Raw genomic sequence first — 23,758 nt, 5'->3', positions numbered from 1 at the left:
GGCGCCGCGGCCCTGCGAGTGCTGTGGGAGGAATGGCCATGTCGGTCCGGGAACCGTTGAGAATCCGCAAGGCATTGCTGGCCGGTGCGGTGGCGTTGGCGCTCACAGGCACGGGAGTGGCGATCGCCTGGTCGGCCACTGACACACCGTCACCCTCCCCATCGGCCTCGCCCTCGGAGCAGGCCAAGGGAAAGAAGGACAAGTCCCAGCGGCCACAGCACCTGCACAGCGAGAGCGTGGTCAAGAAGGCCGACGGGACCTTCGAAACCGAACTGAGCCAGCAGGGCACCGTGGACGCCGTCAGCGCAACATCTGTCACCGTGAAAAGCGAGGACGGCTTCACGCAGAGCTACACCGTCAACGCGGACACCAGGGTCATCAAGTTCCCGGCACCGGCCGCAGACGGAACGCCGGCCAAGGGTGCCGACGGCAAGAGACTGGGGCCCTCAGAGGTGACCATTGCCGAAATCGCCGCCGGTGAGTCGGTCCGGGTTGCCGGGGTGAAAAATGGCAACGACGTCACTGCCCGGAACATCGTCGAAGGTGCCGGAGCCGGTCCTGGCAACGGGATCGGTAAGGGCCTGGGTAAAGCCATGGGCAAGGGCCACGGTCATGGGCTGGGCAAGCTCAAGGGCCACGGCCATGGGCTGGGCAAGCTCAAGGGCGGAACCGGCAGCTGACTGCCCACCAACAACAACCGCCACACTCAAGAAAGAGAACTCAGCTGTCCTCCACCAGCCCGGTCATGATGGCCTGCAGCGCCTCGCACACAATCATCACCGAGCGGCGCTTCAGGTTCTCCGGACGCGCCAGGATGTCGATCCGCCGTCTGGTGCTGATGCCTTCGAGCGGCCGCAGCACAATGCCGGGGTTCAGCACCGGCCGCGCCGTGTGCCGTGGCAGCAGGCCCACCACGCCGCCGGCGGCCACCAGCGCCGCCACAGTGGAGTAGTCGTTGATGCGGTGGACGATGTTCAGTTCTTTGCTGGAGACGGCCGCGACGGCGGACAGCACATCGGCAGGGGAGTAGCCGGTGTGGCTGGTCACCCATGGTTCCCCGACGACGTCGGCCGCGGTCACCGTGGCCTGGCCGGCCAGGCGGTGGTCAGCCGGAAGCGCCACGTCAAGTGGTTCATGGGCGAGAGGGATCACGGCCACCCGCTCGCGGGGCCAGCGCGGGCTGTGGTCCATCCTGTGGGCCAGCACCAGGTCGTACCGTGCCGTGAGCGCCGGGAAGTCCTGCTGGGCCACATCCTCGTCGGACAGCTGGATCCTCGGCTGGCCCGGTGCATCGAGCCTGCGCGCGAGCGGCGCGAACAGGGCCTGGCCTGCGCTGTGGAAGCCGCTGATGGTCACCGGGCCCACGGGCGAACCGTGATAGGCGCCGATCGCCGTCCGGGCATCAGCCATGGCACTGACGACGGCGGCACCGGCGTCCGCGAGCACCTGGCCTGCTTCGGTGAGCACCAGGTTCCGGCCTTCTTTGCGGGTCAGGGGAACTTCGACATTCCGCTGCAACAGTGCGAGTTGCTGGGAGACGGCGGAGGGGGTGACCATCAAAGTCTCGGCGACTGCCTTCACACTGCCCAAGGCGCCGAGCTCCCGAAGGATTTCGAGCTGGTGGATTTCCATAGGCCCAGTCTACGCATTAGCAGTCACTTCATCGTCGATTGAGAAAATACTGCTTGTGCTAATGCTTCTTTGGTGGCTCTAATGAAGGAAGAACTCCGCCTCCAGGCCGCGGGGCGTATGCCAAGAAGTTAGGAAGCCGATGAAGGCCCTCTACAAGTCCGGTGCCCGTGCCGGATTCGAGCTCGTTGACCGCCCGGAACCGGAAACCGGCCCGGACGATGTCAAGATCCGCGTGATGACCACCGGGATCTGCGGCACAGACCTCCACATCCAGTCCTGGGACACCTGGGCACAGGGCATGATCGAGGCCCCATTGATCGCCGGCCACGAGTTCTATGGCGAAGTGGTGGAGACCGGCGCCGACGTCCGCGATGTCAAAGTGGGGGACCGGGTGTCCGGCGAGGGCCACGTGGTCTGCGGAATCTGCCGGAATTGCCGGGCGGGCCGCCGCCAGATGTGCATCCACACCGTCAGCGTCGGCGTCCAGCGTGACGGCGCGTTCGCGGAGTACGTGGTGATCCCCGAGACCAACGTCTGGGTGCACCACGATCCCTCGATCACCCCCGAACTGGGCGCCATCTTCGATCCGTTCGGGAATGCCGTCCACACCGCCCTCAGCTTTCCGCTGGTGGGCGAAGACGTGCTGATCACCGGTGCCGGTCCCATCGGCCTGATGGCCATCGCCGTCGCCCGCCACGCCGGCGCACGCAAGATCGCCATCACGGACGTGTCCGGGCCGCGGCTTGACCTTGCCCGCCGGCTCGGGGTGGACCTCGCCATCGACGTCTCAAAAACCCGCATCAGGGAGGCCCAGCATGAGCTGGGCATGCGGGAGGGCTTCGACATCGGCATGGAGATGTCAGGCCACCCCACGGCCCTGCCTGAGATGATCGGGAACATGAACCACGGCGGCCGCATTGCCATGCTCGGCCTCCCCAGCCAGGACATCACCATCGACTGGGCCAAAGTGGTCACGCACATGCTGACCCTCAAGGGTATTTACGGCCGGGAGATGTACGAGACCTGGTACGCGATGAGCGCCATGCTCTCCTCCAACCCGGTGCTGCACGCCGCCATCTCCGCCGTGGTGACGGACAAGCTGCCGGCAGGGGACTGGGAAAAAGGCTTTGAGATTGCCCGCGCCGGCCTCGGTGGCAAAGTTGTCCTCGACTGGACTGAACTCTAAGGAAACGCCATGTACACCACCATCAAGGACCAGCTGCAGACCGAGCTGGATGACATCCGCACCGCCGGGCTCTTCAAAACCGAACGCGCCATCAGCTCGCCGCAGTCCAGCCATGTGACGGCCGGACAGCTGGGCGAGCCGGGGGCCCCGGTCCTGAACTTCTGCGCCAACAACTACCTGGGCCTGGCGGACCACCCGGACATCATCGCGGCCGCGAAATCCGCCATGGATTCCCGCGGCTTCGGCATGGCCAGCGTGCGCTTCATCTGCGGCACCCAGGATCTGCACCTGGAGCTCGAGGCCCGGGTATCGAAGTTCCTGGGCACCGAGGACACCATCCTCTTCTCCAGCTGCTTCGACGCCAACGGCGGCGTGTTCGAGTCACTCTTCGGACCCGAGGACGCAGTCATCTCCGACGCCCTCAACCACGCCAGCATCATCGACGGCATCCGCCTTTGCAAGGCCCAGCGGTTCCGCTACGCCAACCAGGACATGGCGGATCTGGAAGCCAGGCTGGTCGAAGCGAAGGATGCCCGGCGCAAGATCATCGTCACCGACGGCGTGTTCTCCATGGACGGCTACCTGGCTCCGTTGGAGGCCATCTGCGATCTCGCCGAGAAGCACGGCGCCATGGTGATGGTGGACGATTCCCATGCGGTGGGCTTTATGGGTGCCACCGGGGCAGGGACCCCGGAGCACGCCGGGGTGTCCCAGCGGGTGGACATCTATACCGGAACGTTCGGCAAGGCTCTCGGCGGCGCCTCGGGTGGCTATGTCTCCGGCCGGAGCGAAGCGGTGGCCATGCTCCGCCAGAAGGCGCGGCCGTACCTGTTCTCCAACTCCCTTGCCCCGGCCATCGTCGCAGCCACCATCAAAGCCCTTGACCTGGTGGAGGACTCCGGTGACCTGCGGACCAGGCTCTTCGACAACGCCGGCCTGTTCCGCCGCAGGATGACAGAGGAAGGCTTCGACCTCCTCGACGGCGAACACGCCATTGTGCCGGTGATGTTCGGGGACGCCGTGATGGCTGCCAAGGTGGCGGACCAGATGCTCCAGCACGGTGTTTTCGTCACGGCCTTCAGTTTCCCGGTGGTGCCGCGTGGTGCCGCCCGGATCCGGGTGCAGCTCTCCGCCTCACACTCGGCGGACGACGTCGAAGCCTGCGTTCGTGCCTTCGTCGCCAGCCGTGCTGCTGTAGCGGGCTGAACCCCCTTGGCTTTATCCTTGCACCCCTGGTAAAGACTTGCCGGGCGCGGCGTCTGGCAAGTCTGCGAGGATGGTGCAATGGCAGCTCATTACGATGTCCTGATTGTCGGCGGCGGAATCGCCGGCCTGTCCCTTGCGTCCGCGCTCGCCGGCAGTTGCAGCGTGGGTCTTGTCGAGGCGGAGCAGGAGTTGGCGTACCACGCGTCCTCCCGCTCGGCGCGCCAGCTGATCCCCAGCTACGGACCGGACGTGGTCCAGGAGCTGACCGTGCGGACCCTGGAACTGATGGCGGCCCGGGACGCGGACCTGCCCGAACCTGTGCTGTCGCCGCGAAGCTTTATGCTCATCGGCACCGAGGAGTCCGTCCTCGCGGAGGCCAGCGGCCACATGCAGACCATTTCCCACGCCCGGGCACTGGAGCTGTGCCCGGTGCTGGTGCCTGAGGCTTTTGTGGCAGCAGGCCTGGACACCGGGGCCTTCGGCTGCAACGCGCCCGTGCTGCTGGCCGATCACCACCGGCGGGCCGAGGCCGCGGGAGTGGACATCATCACCGGCGCCCGGGTGCACTCCGCCCAGCGGCTGGGCTCAGGGTGGGAAGTGGGGGCTGGCCAGGAGGCCTTCCAGACGGGTGTGATGGTCAACGCTGCCGGCGCCTGGGCCGACGAACTGGCCGTCATCAGCGGTGTGGAGAAGCTCGGGCTGCAGCCGTACCGGCGCACCGCCGCGATTGCCGACGTCGAACATCCCCTGCCCGAGGGCAGTCCCATGGTGGCGGCAGCGGACCACTCGTTCTACTTCCGCCGCGACGCCGATGGGGTGCTGATCTCGCCGTCGGAGTCGGTGCCCAGCGGACCGGAGGACGCCCGGCCGCGGCCCGGCGACATCGAACGCCTGATCTCACACCTCAACCAGGTGACCACCCTGGGGATCGGTGGAATCCGCAGCGCCTGGACCGGGCTCCGGACGGAGGCGGCCGACGGCATCCCGGTTGCCGGTTTCGATGCCGAGGCTGCCGGGTTCTACTGGCTCGCGGGGCAGGGCGGCTACGGCTTCCAGACCTCATCGGCCATGGCTGAGCTTGCAGCTGCACAGATCCTGGCCGGCCAGGGCGCCGGGGGCGGCCATGGAGCCGCGGGTGGTCCGGCATCCCGGACAGCGGACGCGCTCGCCGCCACGCGTTGGTCCATCCGGCGCTGAAGAATGGACTTATGAGCACCCTGATCACCAATATTGCCGAGCTGATGACCCAGGACCTGGAACACCGGGTCCTGGCTGACGCCGCCGTGGTGATCGAGGGCGAACGGATCGCGTGGCTCGGTGCCGCTGCGGCCGCACCGGCGGCGGACACGGTTGTGGACGCCGGCGGACGCGCCGTGCTGCCGGGTTGGGTGGATTCCCACACCCATCTGATATTCGCCGGGGACCGCACGGCGGAGTTCGAGGCCAGGATGGCGGGGGAGCCATACGCGGCAGGGGGTATCGCCGTGACCGTGGACGCCACGCGCCGCACCTCGGATTTCGATCTCACCCGGCTGGCGATGGCCCGGGTGTCCGAAGCCGTCTCGCAGGGAACCACCTACCTGGAGACCAAGACGGGCTACGGGCTGGACGTCGAGCACGAGGCACGCAGCGCACGGATTGCCTCCACCGTGGCCGACGAAGTCACCTACCTCGGGGCGCACCTGGTTCCGGCCGGTTCCGATGCCGGGGACTACACCGACCTGGTCTGCGGCCCCATGCTCGACGCCGTCCGGCCCTTTGCCCGCTGGGCCGACGTGTTCTGCGAGGAGGGCGCCTTCACGGCCTCGCAGTCCCGGCGCGTCCTGGAGGCCTGCCGGGATGCCGGCCTGGGGATCCGTGTGCACGGCAACCAGCTCGGTCCCGGCCCCGGAGTGCAGCTGGCAGTGGAGCTGGGGGCGGCAAGCGTTGACCACGTGAATCACTTGTCGGCCGGTGACCTGGCGGCGCTGGCGGAAAGTTGGTCCGGCTGGAATGCTGCCGCCGGAACCGGACGCAGGGGGACCGTGGCCACCTGCCTCCCGGCCTGTGACCTCTCCACCCGGGCGCCCCTTGCGCCGGGGCGTGAACTGCTTGATGCCGGCGTGCAGGTGGCGCTGGCTTCAAACTGCAACCCGGGCACCTCCTACACCAGCTCCATGGCCTTCTGCGTGGCCACTGCGGTGCTCCAGATGCGGCTCACGGTGCACGAGGCCGTCCGTGCCGCAACGTACGGCGGCGCGCTGGCGCTGCACCGCGACGCAGGGGACGACGCCGACGGCGGCCGGGCGGTGGGTTCCCTCGCCGTCGGACACCGGGCGGACCTGCACATGCTCAACGCGCCGTCGGCCACGCATCTCGCCTACCGTCCGGGCATGCCGCTGACGTACGCTGTGTGGCGGGCAGGTGTCCGGGCCAGATAGCCCGCACCGCAAATCTGACGTAATCTGCACCTTTGGCCTCTGTTATAATCAGGAAGCGTCATTTCTTGGCGAGTTCTGACTCCGAAAGGCCCGCATGACCCGCACTGACCGCCTCACGGCCATCCTGGACCTCCTTGCCAAAACCGGTCAGGTTGAGGTGGAGGAGATCGTCAGCACGCTGGAAGTGTCACCGGCCACCGCGCGGCGTGACCTGGACAGCCTGGCCAAGCGTCGCCTGCTGACCCGGACCCGCGGGGGCGCCACCACGGGAGCGCTGGCCTACGATCTCCCCGGCCGGTACAACCGCGATGACCATGCAGAGGCCAAGGAACAGATCGCGCAGGCTGCGTCGGCACTGATCTGGCCGGGAGCGGTGATCGGGATCTGCGGCGGCACCACCAGCACCGCCCTCGCCCAGATCCTTGCCACCAGGGAGGACCTCAACGCGCCGGCCAACCAGCCCACTCTGACGGTGGTCACCAACGCCATCAACATCGCCGCGCAGCTCGCGGTCCGGCCCAACATCAAAGTGATGGTGACCGGCGGGATCCTGAATCCGCGCTCCTACGAGCTGGTGGGCCCATACACGGACATCATCATGCAGAAGGTGGTTCTGGACATCGCCTTCATCGGTGTCAACGGCATCGATCCTGAGGTGGGCCCCACCAACACCGGCGAAGGCGAAGCGTCAGTTAATGCCCTGCTGGCAAGCCGGGCCAGGGTCTCCTACGTGCTGGCCGATTCGTCCAAGGTGGGGGTCCGGGCCTTTGCCACCATGGACGGCTATGTTTTCAACCGGCTGATCACCGACGCCGGCATTTCCGCCCGGGACAAAGCGGCTTTCGAAGCGAACGGCACGGAAGTGATCGTGGCGCCGCGCTGAACGGTGCGCTGGAAGATCCCGCTTCAAAACACCACCGGCGGTGCATCCAGGACGGTCTCGTCCACGCGCCGGTCCACCCACTGGCTGAACGGGACATCAAGTTCGTACTTGTCCAGGTCCGTGCGCACCAGGGTCCGCACGTCTGCGTTGTCAGGGTTGTTCAAGGACTCGAAGTACTCCACGGACCAGTGGAACCAGCGCATGCAGAACAGCCGCATCGTCAGCCCGTGGGTCACCAGCAGGGCGTTGGGGGCGTAATCCGGCTTGGACCAGTGGCGGTAAAGCGTCTCCATGAAGGATGAGATCCGGTCGTACACATCCGAGCCGGACTCGCCCTCCCGGAAGCGGTAGAAGAAGTGGCCGTACGCATTGCGGAGCTCCTTCTGGTCCTCGATGTCCCCGCTGATCTGGAAGTTTGCCCAGTCCTGCTCCCGGAGGCGTGGCTCTTCGATCACGCGTTCTGTGAGGGGGCCAAGGTTGAGGGCCTCGAGCGTCTGGTAGGCCCTGAGGTACGGGGAGACGTAAACGCAGACCTGCCGGCCGTCCAGCTCCCGCCGGATGCGTTCGCCGGCCGCGGTGGCCTGTGCCAGCCCCAGGGGAGTCAGCGGAATCCGGTAGTCCGGGACCCGGTTGTAGATGGACGTATCCGCGTTGGCGGCGGACTGGCCGTGCCGGATCATGATGATTTTGCCGGGAGCACTCATAAGCCCCAAGCATAAGGTCGTTCCCCGCCGACGCTCTCTCACTTACCGCAGGTTTTTGGCCAACGCTCCCTCACCAGCATCCGTGTAGTCCAGTGAAGAACCAGAAACTACAGGCAAGATGGAACCATGTTGGTTCCCTCCCGCCGTCGGCTGCGGATTGAAGTCTGGATTGTGCTGGGCCTGTCCCTGGGGCAGTCCGCCGTCTACTCCGTGGTGCAGCTGCTCGACAAGATGACCCGGGCGCCGCTGGCGGAGGGCACGTCCACGCTGAACCGTTCGCAGAGTACCCGCGAATATTTCGATCTCACCTACCAGCTGCTGGACATCATCTTTGCCCTGGTGCCTGTGCTTCTGGTCATCTACTTCCTCACCGACCACCGCCAGCCAGGGGCGGAGGAGGGGCCTCGCGGCACCTCGGCCTTCACCAGGCTGGGGTTCAACTTTGCCCGGCCCGGGCGAGACCTGCTGCAGGGCTTCGGGCTGGCGGCGCTGATCGGAATTCCGTCCCTGGGGCTTTACGCGGCGGGCCGTGCCCTGGGGATCACCACCGCGATCATCCCCAGCGCCCTCGACGCCTATTGGTGGACCGTTCCGGTGCTGATCCTCTCAGCAGTGCGTCATGCGGTGGTGGAGGAGGTCATCGTGGTGGGCTACCTCCTGAACCGTTTCGGAAAATTCGGCTGGAGTGTTCCGCTCGCCATCTTCACCAGCGCCATGCTGCGCGGCACCTACCACCTGTACCAGGGTTTCGGGCCGTTCATCGGCAACGCCATCATGGGTGTGATCTTTGCCTGGCTGTACACCAGGACCAAGCGTGTGATGCCGCTGGTTATCGCCCATGCCCTGCTGGACATCGTTGCCTTCGTTGGCTTCAGCCTCTTTGGCAAAGCTGTGGGCCTGGGCTGAACACGGTGCGCAGCACCCTTCGTGCACAGCCCGCTTAACGAGATTCGGCCGCCATCGGTAGGTGACATCCTTGGCACCCGCTGATGGCGGCCGAAGTATTTCCGGTCAGATAATGAATGGTCTCAGATAGTGACCGCGCCGGTGGTGGTCTCGAACGTTACCGACAGGATGCCCGGCGTTCCGTGAGGCGCAACCCATTCAACGGCCACGTCCTCAAGGGGCTTCTCCACGGGTTCGCCCAGCCACTCCGTCACGCGCTCGGCAGAGCCGGCGATGGTCAGGCAGCTCATCTTGACGTTGCTTTCGTAGGCGTTCGAGGGGTGCAGGGCGGGATCGCCCTCCCACTTGAGCATGTAGGGAACCTGCGGGTCCGCGATCAGGCCCAGGATGCCGATCTGCTTCCAGACCAGCTCGCGGCCGTCCGGGAACTTGCGGTTTCCGTTCACGGCAGCCCGGCCCAGGCGTTCTTCGAACGGGGCGAGATCGTCCACTTCGACGCACCAGCCCATCCAGCCGCCGCCGGCCTCGGACCGCGCCCGGACGGCCTGCCCGAACGGAGCCTTGTCTGACGCGGGGTGGTTGAGGACCTCCACAACTTCAAGGTACTTGTGGCCGGCCAGGGGAATAATCATGTTCCGCGTACCGAATCGGGGGTGTACTCCGCCCTTCACGGCATCGACGCCCAGGGCAGACGAAATACGTTCGGTGGTGGCAACGAGGCCATCTTGTTCACAGGCGTAAGAGACGTGATCCATGCGCATGACCTCATCTTGGCACTTTGTGATGAGCCTCTCAGCTAAGGGTATCCTTACTTGGGTTTCCGCGGTTTTCAGGGTGAACGCATGCCCCCTTGAACGGCTCCGGCAGATGGCCGGTGACCATGTTCGTCACAATGCTGTCCAGCGCACCGGACCCGTTCCTACACTGAACCGAAAGTAATGAGCGCCAGCACCACGTCAAAGGAGCCGAAAATGTCCCAGGGATGGTCTTTCGAAACACGCCAGATCCACGCAGGTCAGGAGCCTGACACCGCCACTGGTGCTCGTGCGCTGCCGATTTACCAGACGACGTCGTTCGTCTTCCCCAGCGCGGAAAGCGCCGCGAACCGCTTCGCGCTCGCAGAGCTCGCTCCCATTTACACCCGGATCGGCAACCCCACCCAGGACGCCGTGGAGCAGCGGATCGCCAGCCTGGAGGGCGGCTTGGCGGCCCTGTTGCTGAGCTCGGGACAGGCCGCCGAAACCTTTGCCATCCTTAATGTTGCCGAAGCCGGTGACCACATCGTTGCGAGCCCCAGCCTGTACGGCGGCACGTACAACCTGCTGGCGCACACACTGAAGAAGTTCGGCATCTCGGTCACGTTCGTGGCTGATCCAGACAACCTGGACCAGTGGCGGGAGGCTGTCCGGCCGAACACCAAACTGTTCTTCGGCGAGGTGGTGTCCAACCCCCGACAGGACGTACTCGACATCGAGGGAATTTCCGCGGTGGCGCATGAGGCAGGCGTCCCGCTGATCGTGGACAGCACGCTGTCCACGCCGTACCTGATCCGCCCCATTGAGTGGGGCGCGGACATTGTGGTGCACTCCGCCACCAAATACCTCGGCGGCCACGGCGCCGCAATTGCCGGCGTGATTGTGGACTCGGGCAATTTCGATTTCGGCAAGGACCCGGAGCGGTTCCCGGGCTTCAACACTCCTGACCCCACCTACAACGGCCTGGTCTACGCCCGGGATCTCGGGGCGGACGGTGCCCTGGGCGCCAACCTGTCCTACATCCTGAAGGCCCGCGTGCAACTGCTCCGGGACCTTGGATCGGCAGTATCCCCCTTCAATGCCTTCCTGATCGCCCAAGGCATCGAGACACTCAGCCTTCGCGTGGAGCGGCATGTCGCCAACGCCAACACTGTGGCGCAGTGGCTCGAGGCAAGGGACGACGTCGAATCCGTCGCCTACGCGGGGCTGCCCTCGAGCCCCTGGTACGAGCGGGGCCTGAAGTACGGGCCCAAGGGGACCGGAGCCGTGGTGGCCTTCACCGTCGCCGGGGGAGCCGAGGCCGGAAAACGCTTCGTGGACGCCCTGGAACTCCACTCGCACGTGGCCAACATCGGCGATGTGCGTTCCCTGGTGATCCACCCGGCCTCCACCACCCACAGCCAGCTCTCGGCTGAGCAGCAAGCCATTGCCGGGGTCGCCCCGGGGCTGGTCCGGTTGTCCGTGGGCATCGAGCATATCGATGACATCCTCGCCGACCTCGAAGCCGGCTTCCGTGCCGCCAAAAGCGCGGCAGAAGCGGCCATCGGGGCAGGAGGCGGCGGGCAGTGAATATCCGCGGAAGTCACAACCTGTCACAGGCTTAGCGTCCGGCGCCGGCTATTTCGTACACTCGAAGCAGGTCATGAGTGCCAGTGACAGCCCCGGCTTGCTGGCCGGCAACCCTCCTCCGCGGTGGGGTGCCCCGGGTGAGGACCTGGCCTGCCGGTCAAATGACGGCGGGCAAGCGCGTAGAAAAGGTCCTGCCATGACGATAACGATTTCCCGAACAGCGGCCCCCGGACACGGGGTTGTCCGCTATGCCTCCATCGGCGGACTGCAGCTGGAAGCCGGCGGTTACCTCCCGGATGTCACCCTGGCCTATGAAACCTGGGGCACCTTGAACGCCGATGGTTCAAACGCTGTCCTCATCGAGCACGCCCTGACCGGAAGCACCCATGTGACCCGCGGGGACAGCGACGAGGAAGGCTGGTGGGAACAGCTCGCCGGACCCGGCGCACCGGTGGACACTGACCGGTTCTTTGTGGTCTCCATCAACATCCTGGGCGGCTGCTATGGCTCAACCGGGCCGTCCTCGGAAGCCCCTGACGGGAAACCCTGGGGGTCCCGTTTCCCGCTGGTGACCCTCCGCGACACCACAGCGGCTGAGGCCCGGCTGGCAGATGCGCTGGGCATCGGCAGCTGGTTTGCCGTGCTGGGCGGCTCCATGGGCGGCGCGCGTGCGCTCGAATGGGCGGTCACCTACCCCGCGCGCGTGCAACGCTGTGCCGTTATTTCGGTCGGCGCAGCAAGCACCGCCGAACAGATCGCGTTTGCCCAGGCGCAGACCCTGGCAATCCGCCAGGACGTCAACTTCAACGACGGCGACTATTACGGTGGCCCGCTCCCCGAGGACGGACTGGCACTGGCACGGCGCATCGCGCACATCACCTACCGTTCGGCCGCTGAATTCCATGGCCGGTTCGGACGGTCAGCCCAGCTTGCCGAATCGCCGCTGCAGGCTGAAGCGCTGGGGACGCGCGGCCGCTACCAGGTGGAAAGCTACCTCGACCACCAGGGCACGAAACTCGTGCGGCGGTTCGACGCCAACAGCTACATCGCCATCACGGACGCTTTGATGAGTCACGACATCAGCCGCGGCCGCGGTTCCCTTGAGGAGGCGCTTGGCCGTGCCACCGCCAGGTTCTTTGTGGCCGCAGTGGACAGCGACCGGCTCTACTTCCCGTCCCAGTCCCGTGAGTTGGCTGATGCCCTTCCAGGCGACGTGGACGTGCACGTGATCCAGGCTCCTATCGGCCATGACGGCTTCCTCACGGAAATCGGCCAGCTCAGCGGACCGCTCCGCCGGCACCTCGCCGGCTGACGTAGCCGGCTGACGGAGCGGCCAGGCCCAGGAGGCCTGTGCATTTTTGCAGATAGGACCTGCATTTTTCGGGGTTGATGTTATCTCCCCCGCGGAACATACTCTTTGGATCCGGCGATCCGTGGTGCGCGTCGTGCCCGGCCGCCAAAGGCTGGTCCCAGTGGTGTCGAAGGTGATGCCGAAGGAGAGTTCATCATGAGCATGGAAAACCCCGCCGCAAGGCGCGTAGACGAACCCGACGTTAAGGCTTCCGGCCTGAGGAAAGTCGTTACAGCCTCCATGGCCGGCACCGTGGTGGAGTGGTATGAATTCTTCCTCTATGCCTCCGCGGCCACCCTGGTGTTCGGCAAAATGTTCTTCCCCAACTCGGGGACAGAGCTGGACGGGATCATCGCAGCCTTCGTCACCTACGCCGTCGGCTTCGTTGCCCGCCCCATCGGCGGAATCGTCTTCGGGCACTTCGGTGACAAATTCGGCCGGAAGCAACTGCTGCAGCTGAGCATCATCCTGGTGGGTGTCGCCACGTTCCTGATGGGCTGCCTGCCCACGTTCGCCCAGATTGGCTACTGGGCACCGGCACTGCTGGTGTTCCTGCGCTTTGTCCAGGGCTTCGCAGTCGGCGGTGAATGGGGCGGGGCTGTTCTGCTGGTTGCCGAACACAGCCCTGACCGGTCACGCGGCTTCTGGTCCAGCTGGCCTCAGTCCGCAGTCCCGGTAGGGAACCTGCTGGCCACCGGTGTGCTGTTCACCCTCTCTTCCACACTTTCCCAGGAAGCCTTCCTCGGCTGGGGCTGGCGCGTGGCGTTCTGGCTCTCCGCCGTGATCGTCATCATCGGCTACTACATCCGCACCAAAGTCCAGGACGCCCCCATCTTCCTGGAGGCCCGCAAGGAAGTCACCGAGGAGAAGAAGGGCTACGGTGTAGCCGAAGTCTTCCGCCGCTACCCGCGCGGCGTCTTCACCGCCATGGGCCTGCGCTTCGCCGAAAACATCCTCTACTACCTGGTGGTCACCTTCTCCATCACCTACCTGAGGATCGTCGTCGAGACCGACACCTCACGGATCCTGCTCCTGCTGCTGATCGCGCACTTCATCCACTTCCTGGCCATCCCGCTCGTCGGAAAGATGTCCGATGCCTTCGGCCGGAAGCCGGTGTACATGGCCGGTGCGATCCTGGGCGGAACCTGGGGTTTCTTCGCCTTCCCCATGATGGACACAGCGAACGACCTCATCATCCTCGCGGCAATCATCGTCGGACTGCTCTTCCACGCACTGATGTACGCCGGCCAGCCGTCGATCATGGCGGAAATGTTCCCCACCCGGATGCGCTACTCAGGCGTTTCCCTGGGCTACCAGGTGACCTCGATCGTGGCCGGTTCACTGGCTCCGATCATCGCCACCGCGCTGCTGAGCAACTTCGGCTCCTCCACGCCGGTGGCGTTCTACCTGCTGGCTGCATGTGTTGTCACGGCGGTCTCCGTGCTCTTCCTCAAGGAAACCCGGGGCATCTCACTGCACGACGTCGATGCCGCTGATGCCCAGGGCACGGCGGACCTCCTGGCTAACAAGAAGTAGGGGCCGGGCATGCGAGCAGCCGTCCTGTACTCCACGGTTCCTGCGGGCACCAGCTACACGGAAGCCAGGCCCCTGGTGGTGGAGGAACTCGACCGGCCCGCACCCCGGGCCGGCGAGCTGGGGGTGGCCATCACCTACTCCAGTCTCTGCCATTCGGACCTGTCCGTGGTTGATGGTTCCCGGGTGAGGCCGCTGCCGATGGCGCTGGGCCACGAGGCAGTGGGCCGGGTCGAAACGGTGGGTGAGGGGGTCGGGGACGTCAGGGAAGGCGACCACGTGGTGCTGGTCTTCGTCCCCAGCTGCGGCCAGTGCCGCGCCTGTGCCGCCGGCCGGCCCGCGCTGTGCCACCGGGCCGCTGAGGTCAACGGTTCTGGTGACCTGCTCCACGGGGAAGCGTTGCTGCGGACGAGGGCGGGGGAGCGCATCAACCATCACCTCGGCGTCTCCGCCTTCGCGGACTACGCGGTGGTGGCGCGGGAGTCAGTGGTGGTGATCGACGACGACGTGCCGGACACCGTTGCGGCGATGTTCGGCTGCGCTGTCCTCACCGGAATGGGCGCTGTGCTCAATACTGCAGCATTGAAGGCGGGGCAGTCCGTGGCCGTGTTCGGGCTGGGTGCCGTGGGTCTTTCCGCGGTCATGGCGGCCGCCCTTGCCGGCGCTTCGTCAGTGATTGCCATTGATCCCAATACTGACAAGCACCAACTGGCGCTGGACTGCGGGGCCACAGCCGTGGGAACGCCCGACGATGCGGCGCGGCTGATCGCCGAGGCCACGGGTGACGGCGTGGACATCGCCATCGAAGCCGTCGGGTCGGCCCGGGTGATTGCTTCGTGCCTGGAACACGTGACACGCGGCGGTGCCGTTGTTTCGGTCGGGCTGCCGCACCCATCGACCGAACTGACCGTGCCGGCACTGCAGTTCGCGGGAGCGGGCAAACGCCTGCTTGGTTCGTACATGGGGGACGCCGTGCCTGAAAGGGACATACCCCTCTACCTCCGCCACTGGCGCGAGGGACGGCTGCCGGTGGAGCTGCTGCACACGGACACCAGGCCGCTGGACGAGATCAATGAGGGCCTTGACGCCCTCAGCGCCGGAAAAGTCGTCCGGCGGCTTTTCCAGGCCTGAGGGTGCGCATCCGGTCCGTTCGGCCGGTGTGATGAATGACTCGGAAAGCCCTGGCGTACTGCCGGGCACAAAGCAAAGGAGCTTATTGATGGCTGTAGTTGGTTGGATTGGCCTGGGCAACATGGGCGGTTTTATGTCCGCAAACCTGGCGAAGGCAGGCCACGATGTCCGCGGCTTCGACCTCAACGAAGGCGCCGTCGCAGCCGCTGAAGCCAAAGGTGTGAAGCCGGCCAAGAGCATCGAGGAAGCAGTGCAGGGTGCGGATGTCGTCTTCACCATGCTGCCGAAGGGAGAGCACGCCAAGGCCGTCTACCTGGGCGAAGACGGCGTCCTGGCACATGCTGGTACGCGCACCCTCCTGGTGGACTCCTCCACCATTGACATCGCTTCCGCACAGCAACTGCACGACGCCGCTGCTGCCGCCGGCTTCCGCTTTGTGGATGCCCCGGTTTCGGGTGGAGTGAGCGGGGCCGAGGCCGGAACCTTGACCTTCATGGTGGGTGGTGAGGACAGTGCCGTCAGAGATGCCACTACCTATATCGGGCCCATGGCCGCGAACATCATCCCCACCGGCGGCGCTACCACCGGCCAGGCCGCCAAAATCTGCAACAACCTCATGCTCTTCATCAACCTGGCCTCCACCGCCGAGGGCGCCGTGCTGGCTGACCGGCTGGGCCTGGACAAGCAGGTGTTCTGGGACATCGCTTCCGTCTCTTCGGGAGACAGTTGGGCCTTGCGCACCTGGTACCCGGTGCCGGGGGTGGTTCCCACGGCAGCGTCGAACAACGGCTTCGCCCCCACGTTCACCGCAGAGCTGGCGAACAAGGACATCGGCCTGGCCATCAGTGCCGCCGAGGACACCGGTACACCGCTCGAAATCGGCCGCCACGTCCAGCAGCTCTTCCAGAAGCTCATCGATGCCGGTGAGTCCGGCAAGGACTGCTCCATGATCATCAAGGTCGTCGACGGCTCGCTGGATCCCTCCACACGGGATTAAGCAGGTTTAGCCGTCCATGATTTCGGAGCGGCGCTTCATGTACTCATCCACCGGCATCTCGCCGTTGCTGTACTGCTGGTCAAGTTCGGCAAGCTTCCGTGCACGGAAGCCCAAGGGGGCCGACGGCGGCGGGGGAGTCACGGGGGCAGCGGGGGGCTGCGGCGCTCCCGCGGACTGTCCGGGAGCCGGCTGCCCGTAAGGCGGGAACTGCTGGTCCATGGGCGGAACCGGCTGCATGGGCAGCAGCGGCTCGGCCGGGGGAAGCGGCTGGGGGCTGTTGATCTGCCGGAACCCGCCACTCATGTAATCCTGCTGGGTGTAACCGTCGCGGGGCTGCCGGCTTTGCTGTCCCGGGAACTGGCCACCACCGGGAAACTGGTCAGGGTAGCGCCCGGTGAAGCTCTGCTCCTGGTTCCGCTTGGTGACAGACTTCCGGTACATCCGCATCGCCATGGGAATCAGGAACGAGAGAATGATGATCCAGAAAAACAAGCTGTTCACGGTATAGCGCCTCTCATATGTGTCCCTCCAGCTTAGCCCCGGAGCGCACCTGGACGGTGGGGAGGCCGAGGAATGACCCGTACCTCTCCACTGCATCCTGCACGGCGCCGTCAACTGCCCTGGCCCGCGCAGGGTCCGACAGATCCCCGGCGCCGGACAGGCGGATGTCGAGTTCGCACCGGCCGGGGAACATCGTGTGCCGCCAGGAGCCGGCCATCCGCCCGTCCAGCAGCACCACGTGAAGGGGCTCACCCGCAGTGGGGTAGGCGGGGGCGGTGCCACCCAGATAGTGCCGGGTGGGGAAGTAGCCCATGATGTATTCGTCGTAGCACTGGATCAGGTCGATGCGCGGTACAGCGGCGGTAAGAGACGCGGCTGTGCCGGCTTCCGCGCGGGCGCTGGCCGCACCCTCGTCGGCGCCGCCCGCTCTACCGTTTTCCGCGCCGCTGCCGCCCGTTCCGCCGTCCAAATAATAAGCGACGCCGTCCACCACCGTTGCTGCCAGGGCATCCGGATCAGCTTCCTGTGCCGCCTGCACACCGCGCCGGACGTCCGTGGCCGTGAGCCCGGACCAGCCGGCGCAGTCCTTGACCGTGGCCGGACCGCGGCTCGTGAAGTAGCGCCGGGCCAGCCGGCCGAGGGCCTCTTCCCGTGTGATGGGTGTGGCCGGGCCAGGGGGTACACGTTCGTCGAAGAGGGCGTAGGTCTGCTTCAAGGCACCGCCCGGGCTCCGCACCGGTGCGCCGCTGACCAGGACCGAACTGACTTCGGCGTACATGATCAGGTAGGCGAGCCTCAGGCCAACCGCGTCGAACCCGGCATCCCGAAGGCGCGCTGCGAGCTGGTCCCGGGTCAGGTGCCGGCCGCCCCGGACAGCGTCGGCCAGCAGTTGCGTGCTGCGCCCGGCCGTGGCAGCGTCAATTCCCACCCTGCGGTAAGTGGTGTCATTGCCCTGGTGAAGCCGCGGCGCGGACAAAGTCATCAGCCAGCGGAGGTCGTCCCGGTGCACAAAATGCCAGGTAGGGCGGAGGATGTGGGTGCGCAGGATCCACCCCTCTGCCACGGCCTGCTCAACGTCCCCTGCGGTAACCGGGTCTGCGCCTGCGAGCCGCGTGCGCTGCGCCAGGCTCCAGCGTGCGTACGGGAATTCCTGGGCCTGGACGGCCACCAGGTGCCGTACCACGTCCTCGGGGGACGCCAGGCCGGGACCGCGAAGCAGCTGGGCGGCAAGCCGCCGCCGCACAACCTCGTCCGGGTCCATGGCTACCTGCTCTCGGGTGCTCCTGGGTCGTCTTTCGCCTGCGTCGCGCTGACCTGCGTTGCGCTGACCGGCGTTATCCGGTCCGGCGTCGCCCGATATCCGTTGTCCTCTGCGGCGTCGCGTCCGCCGGAATGGCCGCTAGCGGCGGGCGTCGGTGGTGCCCAGCGGACCCTCGCCGGAACCCAGCGGGACGCCGGGGCCGAACACGGGGCCCGGTGTCGGGCGTTTTGCCGTGATGCCGTCTCCGGAGGAGCGGTTGCGCAGCCGCCTGACCACCCATGGGACAAAGTGCGTGCGTGCCCACACCAGGTCTTCGGTCCGGGCTTCGCGCCAGGTGCGGACCGGCAGGGGCTTGGGCAGGAGCGGCTCCAGAGTGTGGCTGACGTTCAGCGAATCAAGCACCATGGCGGCGATGGTGTGGTGGCCCAGGGGCGAAAAGTGCAGGCGGTCCTCGTCCCACATCCGGGGATCATTCAGCTGCTTGAGCGACCACATGTCCGCGATGATGGCGTCATGGCGGGCGGCCACAGTGCGGAGGTTCTCGTTGTAGATTGCCACCTTGCTGCGCACCCGCCCCAGCACCGAAGAGCCTGTGTCCGGGCCGTTGAACAGGACCACTGTGGCCCCGCCCATGGAAAGGATCTGGACGACGGAATCGAGTTTCTCGGCCAGGGCATCGGGGTCACCGCCGGGCCTGATGAGATCGTTGCCGCCGGCTGAAAGCGTCACGAGGTCCGGCTTCAGCGCCAGGCACGGAGCCAGTTGCTGATCCACAATCTGCTGCAGGAGCCGCCCGCGGACTGCCAGGTTGGCGTACGCGAAATCCGTCTGGCTCCGGCCAAGCTCCTCGGCCACGCGGTCAGCCCAGCCGCGGTACCCACCGGGGCTGGTTGGCTCCTTGTCCCCGATCCCTTCCGTAAAGGAATCCCCCATGGCCACGTACCTGGTCCAGGGGTGCGCCTGCATGGCTAGGGGCGGACTCTGCCGGGCTTCTGCTTCACTCACGGTCTTATCCTGCCTCTTCGTTCTCTGGCTACGCCACCGTAGGTAGTTACCGATGGGTAACTGTAAGAATGGAAACCATGACTGAAGCCCAAGTATTTCCTGCCCCTGTTGTGATGTGGTCCCTGCCCGAGGACCAGCGTTCAGGAAAGCCGCTGCTGGTGCTGCTGCACGGCTATGGGGCCAACGAGCAGGACCTCTTGAGCCTGGCGGATCTGCTGCCTTCGGACTTTGCGGTGGCCTCGCTCCGTGCCCCGCTGCCCACCGGCCCGGGGTTTATGTGGTTCCCGCTGACGGCATCAGTGGAATACTCGCTCGACGCCGTCAAGCAGGCGGCCGGCTACGTCCAGGACTGGATCGACGCCGTCAAGGCCAACCATCCGTCGGTGACGCTTCTCGGCTTCTCCATGGGAATGGCCATGGCCACCACGCTCCTGCGGCAGCGGCCGGCGGACTACGCTGCCGTCGTCGGGCTTTCCGGCTTCGTAGTCAACGCAGACGGCGATCCGAGCTTCCGGGACGGCGAGCTGGACGGCACAGTGCCGCTGTTCTGGGGCCGGGACCAGCAGGATCCGGTGATCACACCGGACAAAATTGAATACACCATGGGCTGGGTCCGTGAGCACGTCCACCTGACCAAGGTGCTCTATACGGGGATGTGGCACGGCATCAACCAGCAGGAGATCGGGCATGTGTCCGAGTTCCTGACCCATGAGGTGCTGAACAAGTAACTGTGCTGGACACCTCACGGGCTGAACAACCGGTGCCCTGAACATGTAACGGGCGACGCCGGCCGGCGGCACAGTGCCGCCCGCACCTGCCCGGAGGGTTGGGTCAGGGTCCGCTGCGGGTCAGGCTTCCGGCGCCACGACCTTCACGGTCTGGGAGTTGACGGTGACGGTGTCGCCGTTGTGGAGTTGGCGGCCGCGGCGGTCATCGATCTCGCCGTTGACCTTCACCAGACCGTTCTTGATCAGTTCAGCCGCTTCCACGCCGTCTTCCACCAGATTGGCGAGCTTGAGGAGTTGTCCTAGGCGGATCATGCTGTCACGGATGGGGATCTCTTCGATGTCCTGATTGCTCATACAAGCCATAATGCCTGACGTAAGGTACTTTCAATGACCCCCACCCGCCGGCTGCCCCTGCCCGCAGGACTCCTGCTGGCCGTCGGAGCCGGGCTGGCCATCCCCGTCCAGGGACGGATCAACGGCGCACTCGGTGCCCGCCTGGATGACGGAATGGCCGCCGCGGTGGTCAGCTTCAGCACAGGGCTGGTGCTGATGACCGTGATTTCCCTTGGCCTGCCCGCCGGGCGCGCAGGCCTGGCCAGGGTGATACCCGCAGTCCGCAGCCGTGCCTTCCCGCCGGTGTATGTCCTGGCCGGAGGGATCGGAGCGCTCTTTGTGTTTGCCCAGTCCTTCACGGTGGGTCTGCTGGGGGTGGCCCTGTTTACGGTGGCCACGGTCACGGGCCAGACGCTGAGCGGGCTGCTCGTGGACCGGCTGGGGATCGGGCCGGCCGGCAAAAAACGCGTGACCGGCATCCGGGTCATCGGCAGCGTCCTCACAATTGCAGCCGTGGCCTGGGCGGTGTCGCCGCGCTTCGCAGACCAGGCCGGGGCGGGGCCCGGGTCGTTGCTGCTCCCACTCCTGCTGCCCGTTCTCGCCGGGTTCCTGATGAGCTTCCAGCAGGCCATGAACGGAACAGCCACGATGCACTACGGCACACCCATAGCTGCCACCCTGGTGAATTTTGTGGCGGGCGCCATCGTGCTCTGGATTGCGTGGGGCGCCAAGCTGGCGCTGTCCGGGCCGGGCAACCCGCTTCCCGCCGAGTGGTGGTACTACCTGGGCGGCCCGATGGGCTGCGTCTTCATCGGCGTGGGGGCGCTGCTGGTGCGCAGCCTGGGGGTACTTGTCACCGGACTGGGCATGATCGCCGGGCAGCTTCTTGGTTCACTGGGCCTGGACCTGCTGGTTCCGTCCCCGGGTACCGTAGTGGCCCCCGCCACCGTCCTGGGAACACTGCTGACCCTGGCCGCCATCATCCTGGCCACCTTGCCCTGGCCCAGGGGCGCCTTCAGGAGACAGGGCCGGTAGGCTAGGACACGCGACTTACGCCGCACCCTTCGTTTCCTTCGCCCCGCCCCGCCCGCACCCTGCGGTGATGCACCGACGTGCAGCGGGCCAGATAAACCGCGGACCGCACCCAGCGGCCCTGTAGAAATTGGAGTTCCACCCATGGCACCTAAATCCGTTCTCGATCAGGTCATCTCCCTCTCCAAGCGGAGGGGCTTTGTTTTCCAGGCCGGTGAAATCTATGGTGGTTCCCGTTCTGCCTGGGACTACGGGCCCCTTGGCGCGGAGCTGAAGGAAAACATCAAGCGCCAGTGGTGGCAGTCCATGGTCCGCGGCCGCGAAGACGTAGTGGGCCTGGATTCCTCCGTCATCCTGCCCCGCCAGGTCTGGGAAGCCTCCGGCCACGTGGACGTGTTCTCCGACCCGCTGGTGGAATGCCTGTCCTGCCACAAGCGCTACCGTGCCGACCACCTCGAGGAAGAGTTTGAGGAAAAGAAGGGCCGCCCCGCAGAAAACGGCCTGAAGGACATTTCCTGCGCCAACTGCGGAACCCGCGGCGAATGGACCGAACCCCAGGAATTCTCCGGCCTGCTGAAGACCTACCTGGGCCCCGTGGCAAGCGAAGAAGGGCTGCACTACCTGCGCCCCGAAACCGCCCAGGGCATCTTTGTGAACTTCAGCAACGTCCTCACTACGTCCCGCAAGAAGCCGCCGTTCGGCATCGGCCAGATCGGCAAGTCCTTCCGGAACGAGATCACGCCGGGCAACTTCATCTTCCGCACCCGCGAGTTCGAGCAGATGGAAATGGAGTTCTTCGTCGAGCCCGGCACCGATGAGGAATGGCACCAGTACTGGATGAAGGAGCGCATGTCCTGGTACACAGGCCTGGGCATCCGCGAGGAGAACCTGCGCTTCTTCGAGCACCCGCTGGAGAAGCTCAGCCACTACTCCAAGGGCACCACGGACATCGAATACCGTTTCGGTTTCCAGGGCTCCGAGTGGGGCGAGCTTGAAGGCATCGCCAACCGCACCGATTTTGACCTCTCCACCCACTCCAAGGCTTCCGGCCAGGACCTGAGCTACTTCAACCAGGCCACCAACGAGCGGTACACGCCCTACGTCATCGAGCCCGCCGCCGGGCTGACCCGCTCCTTCATGGCGTTCCTCGTGGACGCCTACACCGAGGACGAGGCACCCAACGCCAAGGGCGGCGTCGATGTCCGCACCGTGCTGCGGCTGGACCCGCGCCTGGCACCGGTCAAGGCCGCCGTGCTTCCGCTGAGCCGCAACGAGGACCTCTCCCCGAAAGCCAAGGACCTGGGCGCGCAGCTGCGCAAGAACTGGAACATCGACTTCGACGACGCCGGCGCTATCGGCCGCCGCTACCGCCGCCAGGACGAGATCGGCACCCCGTTCTGCATCACTGTGGACTTCGACACCCTCGATGACCAGGCCGTCACCATCCGCGAGCGCGACACCATGAGCCAGGAACGGGTTTCCCTGGACAAGGTGGAAGGCTACCTGGCCGCACGCCTGATCGGCGCCTGAGCGTGGCCATCGAATACCGCGCCTGGCGCGAGGGAGATGACCTGGCGCTGCTGGAGGTCTGGGGCGGACCGGAAACGGACCAGTCCCGGCAGTTCCGCGGCGCACTGACCGTCTCCTCTGCCGGGACGGACGGAACGCCGTGGCGCCGCACCATCGTGGCCGAGGACGTCATCGACGGCGTCGGCATCCCGGTGGCAGCGGGCGTGGTCTACGAGGCCTCGCTGCACCCTGAACGGCTCTGGGCCTACATCGAGGTGGCCCGGGACCACCGCCGCGCCGGCATCGGCGCCACGCTCCTGGCCATGCTGCGCCGCGAAGCTGAACAGTCCCCGTCGGGCGTCACCAGGCTCCGGGCGAAGGTGCAGCCCGGCACCCCCGGGGAGGCATTCGCCACGGCCGCCGGGCTGGCACCCATCCAGCGGTCCCGCCTTGTAGTGGTGGAGCCCGGCGCCCTGAAGCTTCCGGTGTTCCCCGCAAAGAACGACGGCGGCGGGCCGGCAAACGATGAAAACGCCGGCTCGGACGTAGTCATGGACCTCGCTACCGGGTCCGTTGAGCTGACCGACGTGGTGGGGCGTTACTACACCTCCATCCACGGCTGGGATTCGCCCGGGGTGCTGTCGGCGGGGCAGGTGCAGAAGCTTTTCCTGGACGATCTCACCGGTGCTCACGGCGCAATCGTCCTGCGGGCAGAACCGGAATCCGCCTTCGGTGCCGGCGTGGCCCCGAGCCGGAAGGGCAGGATCCGGGCGTTCGCGGTGAGCTATGCCGAGGCAGCCCAGGATCCGATGGCCGTGGCCGGTACGGCGTCCGCCACACACGGCGATGCCCAGGCCACCGATGTGTTTGTGGGCCACGAGCCCAACCTGGCGGCCGGCGACGCCGCCGCTGCGGTCCGCGACCTGCTGGCGCTTCTGGCGTACCAGCACCCCGTCATGCTGGAACTGGACGATTCCATGGCAGCCTTGCGTGCCGCCGTCGAGCCGTTGCTGGACAGTGGCCGGGCGCGCCAGATCGGTGCGGACACGCTGGTCATCTCGGACTGACATTCAGTCATTGACTGGCACTTCGGGCCAACTGAATGCCCTCCCGCCG

23 protein-coding genes and 1 riboswitch are annotated in these 23,758 nt (G+C 66.1%); of the genes, 16 read left to right on the top strand and 7 right to left on the bottom strand.

Features of this window, described 5'->3' with window-relative positions:
• The first annotated feature begins 38 nt into the window (after positions 1-38).
• Positions 39-680 carry a hypothetical protein gene (locus AC1MCA_RS03595; protein ID WP_479801271.1) on the top strand — a complete coding sequence of 214 codons (642 nt, stop codon included), beginning with the start codon at positions 39-41 and terminating at the stop codon, positions 678-680.
• Positions 681-720: 40 nt separating this feature from the next.
• On the opposite strand, the gene AC1MCA_RS03590 is transcribed toward AC1MCA_RS03595, so the two are convergent.
• On the bottom strand, positions 721-1,632 hold the full coding sequence (locus tag AC1MCA_RS03590) for a LysR family transcriptional regulator (protein WP_479801269.1): 912 nt from the start codon (positions 1,630-1,632) through the stop codon (positions 721-723).
• 139 nt (positions 1,633-1,771) lie between these two features.
• Here AC1MCA_RS03590 and tdh point away from each other — a divergent pair, with 139 nt between their 5' ends.
• The 5 genes from tdh (at position 1,772) to AC1MCA_RS03565 (ending at position 7,327) form a co-directional block, all read left to right on the top strand.
• Positions 1,772-2,818: an L-threonine 3-dehydrogenase gene (tdh, locus tag AC1MCA_RS03585; RefSeq protein ID WP_479801268.1), complete on the top strand. Its 1,047-nt coding sequence runs from the start codon at positions 1,772-1,774 to the stop codon at positions 2,816-2,818.
• A 9-nt stretch (positions 2,819-2,827) separates the two neighbouring features.
• Positions 2,828-4,024: a glycine C-acetyltransferase gene (locus tag AC1MCA_RS03580; protein ID WP_479801266.1), complete on the top strand. Its 1,197-nt coding sequence runs from the start codon at positions 2,828-2,830 to the stop codon at positions 4,022-4,024.
• A gap of 78 nt (positions 4,025-4,102) precedes the next feature.
• Positions 4,103-5,221 carry an NAD(P)/FAD-dependent oxidoreductase gene (locus AC1MCA_RS03575; RefSeq protein ID WP_479801264.1) on the top strand — a complete coding sequence of 373 codons (1,119 nt, stop codon included), beginning with the start codon at positions 4,103-4,105 and terminating at the stop codon, positions 5,219-5,221.
• A gap of 11 nt (positions 5,222-5,232) precedes the next feature.
• Positions 5,233-6,444 carry an imidazolonepropionase gene (gene hutI, locus AC1MCA_RS03570; RefSeq protein ID WP_479801260.1) on the top strand — a complete coding sequence of 404 codons (1,212 nt, stop codon included), beginning with the start codon at positions 5,233-5,235 and terminating at the stop codon, positions 6,442-6,444.
• A gap of 94 nt (positions 6,445-6,538) precedes the next feature.
• Positions 6,539-7,327, top strand: a complete 789-nt coding sequence (locus AC1MCA_RS03565; protein WP_479801256.1) for a DeoR/GlpR family DNA-binding transcription regulator — start codon at positions 6,539-6,541, stop codon at positions 7,325-7,327.
• A gap of 23 nt (positions 7,328-7,350) precedes the next feature.
• On the opposite strand, the gene AC1MCA_RS03560 is transcribed toward AC1MCA_RS03565, so the two are convergent.
• Positions 7,351-8,031: a histidine phosphatase family protein gene (locus AC1MCA_RS03560; protein ID WP_479801254.1), complete on the bottom strand. Its 681-nt coding sequence runs from the start codon at positions 8,029-8,031 to the stop codon at positions 7,351-7,353.
• A 126-nt stretch (positions 8,032-8,157) separates the two neighbouring features.
• On the opposite strand from AC1MCA_RS03560, the gene AC1MCA_RS03555 reads away from it, so the two are divergent.
• Positions 8,158-8,937 (top strand): CPBP family intramembrane glutamic endopeptidase, encoded by a 780-nt coding sequence (locus tag AC1MCA_RS03555; RefSeq protein WP_479801250.1) that lies wholly within the window; start codon positions 8,158-8,160, stop codon positions 8,935-8,937.
• A gap of 122 nt (positions 8,938-9,059) precedes the next feature.
• Here the strand turns inward: AC1MCA_RS03555 and AC1MCA_RS03550 are convergent, their stop codons facing one another.
• Positions 9,060-9,698, bottom strand: a complete 639-nt coding sequence (locus tag AC1MCA_RS03550; RefSeq protein WP_479801248.1) for a VOC family protein — start codon at positions 9,696-9,698, stop codon at positions 9,060-9,062.
• A 177-nt stretch (positions 9,699-9,875) separates the two neighbouring features.
• Here AC1MCA_RS03550 and AC1MCA_RS03545 point away from each other — a divergent pair, with 177 nt between their 5' ends.
• From AC1MCA_RS03545 to mmsB, 5 genes are all read left to right on the top strand, one after another.
• The gene (locus AC1MCA_RS03545) at positions 9,876-11,261 is read left to right on the top strand and encodes a bifunctional o-acetylhomoserine/o-acetylserine sulfhydrylase (RefSeq protein WP_479801246.1); all 1,386 of its coding nucleotides are present in this window, start codon (positions 9,876-9,878) and stop codon (positions 11,259-11,261) included.
• A 69-nt stretch (positions 11,262-11,330) separates the two neighbouring features.
• Positions 11,331-11,445, top strand: a riboswitch (SAM riboswitch).
• A 12-nt stretch (positions 11,446-11,457) separates the two neighbouring features.
• Entirely contained in the window at positions 11,458-12,573 is a 1,116-nt protein-coding gene (metX, locus tag AC1MCA_RS03540; RefSeq protein WP_479801244.1) for a homoserine O-acetyltransferase MetX, read from the top strand.
• Between the two features lie 195 nt (positions 12,574-12,768).
• The gene (locus AC1MCA_RS03535) at positions 12,769-14,148 is read left to right on the top strand and encodes an MFS transporter (RefSeq protein WP_479801241.1); all 1,380 of its coding nucleotides are present in this window, start codon (positions 12,769-12,771) and stop codon (positions 14,146-14,148) included.
• 9 nt (positions 14,149-14,157) lie between these two features.
• A complete protein-coding gene (locus AC1MCA_RS03530) occupies positions 14,158-15,276 on the top strand; it encodes a zinc-binding dehydrogenase (RefSeq protein ID WP_479801236.1) in 1,119 nt (372 codons plus the stop codon).
• Positions 15,277-15,364: 88 nt separating this feature from the next.
• On the top strand, positions 15,365-16,273 hold the full coding sequence (mmsB, locus tag AC1MCA_RS03525; protein ID WP_479801232.1) for a 3-hydroxyisobutyrate dehydrogenase: 909 nt from the start codon (positions 15,365-15,367) through the stop codon (positions 16,271-16,273).
• Positions 16,274-16,279: 6 nt separating this feature from the next.
• On the opposite strand, the gene AC1MCA_RS03520 is transcribed toward mmsB, so the two are convergent.
• From AC1MCA_RS03520 to AC1MCA_RS03510, 3 genes are all read right to left on the bottom strand, one after another.
• Positions 16,280-16,774, bottom strand: coding sequence for a hypothetical protein (locus AC1MCA_RS03520; protein WP_479801228.1), 495 nt, complete (start codon positions 16,772-16,774; stop codon positions 16,280-16,282).
• A gap of 13 nt (positions 16,775-16,787) precedes the next feature.
• The gene (locus tag AC1MCA_RS03515) at positions 16,788-18,035 is read right to left on the bottom strand and encodes a winged helix DNA-binding domain-containing protein (RefSeq protein WP_479801226.1); all 1,248 of its coding nucleotides are present in this window, start codon (positions 18,033-18,035) and stop codon (positions 16,788-16,790) included.
• Between the two features lie 138 nt (positions 18,036-18,173).
• A complete protein-coding gene (locus tag AC1MCA_RS03510; protein WP_479803277.1) occupies positions 18,174-19,001 on the bottom strand; it encodes an SGNH/GDSL hydrolase family protein in 828 nt (275 codons plus the stop codon).
• A gap of 116 nt (positions 19,002-19,117) precedes the next feature.
• Here AC1MCA_RS03510 and AC1MCA_RS03505 point away from each other — a divergent pair, with 116 nt between their 5' ends.
• Positions 19,118-19,768, top strand: coding sequence for an alpha/beta hydrolase (locus AC1MCA_RS03505; RefSeq protein ID WP_479801224.1), 651 nt, complete (start codon positions 19,118-19,120; stop codon positions 19,766-19,768).
• A 120-nt stretch (positions 19,769-19,888) separates the two neighbouring features.
• Here the strand turns inward: AC1MCA_RS03505 and AC1MCA_RS03500 are convergent, their stop codons facing one another.
• Positions 19,889-20,122, bottom strand: a complete 234-nt coding sequence (locus AC1MCA_RS03500; protein WP_108599939.1) for an RNA-binding S4 domain-containing protein — start codon at positions 20,120-20,122, stop codon at positions 19,889-19,891.
• A gap of 33 nt (positions 20,123-20,155) precedes the next feature.
• On the opposite strand from AC1MCA_RS03500, the gene AC1MCA_RS03495 reads away from it, so the two are divergent.
• From AC1MCA_RS03495 to AC1MCA_RS03485, 3 genes are all read left to right on the top strand, one after another.
• Positions 20,156-21,136, top strand: a complete 981-nt coding sequence (locus AC1MCA_RS03495) for a DMT family transporter (RefSeq protein WP_479801222.1) — start codon at positions 20,156-20,158, stop codon at positions 21,134-21,136.
• Between the two features lie 141 nt (positions 21,137-21,277).
• Positions 21,278-22,663: a glycine--tRNA ligase gene (locus AC1MCA_RS03490; protein WP_479801220.1), complete on the top strand. Its 1,386-nt coding sequence runs from the start codon at positions 21,278-21,280 to the stop codon at positions 22,661-22,663.
• Between the two features lie 2 nt (positions 22,664-22,665).
• Entirely contained in the window at positions 22,666-23,709 is a 1,044-nt protein-coding gene (locus AC1MCA_RS03485) for a GNAT family N-acetyltransferase (protein ID WP_479801218.1), read from the top strand.
• Positions 23,710-23,758 lie beyond the last annotated feature (49 nt).

It is taken from the genome of Arthrobacter sp. BK1, from assembly GCF_056680055.1.
This window is presented reverse-complemented; position numbering and strand designations above follow the sequence as displayed.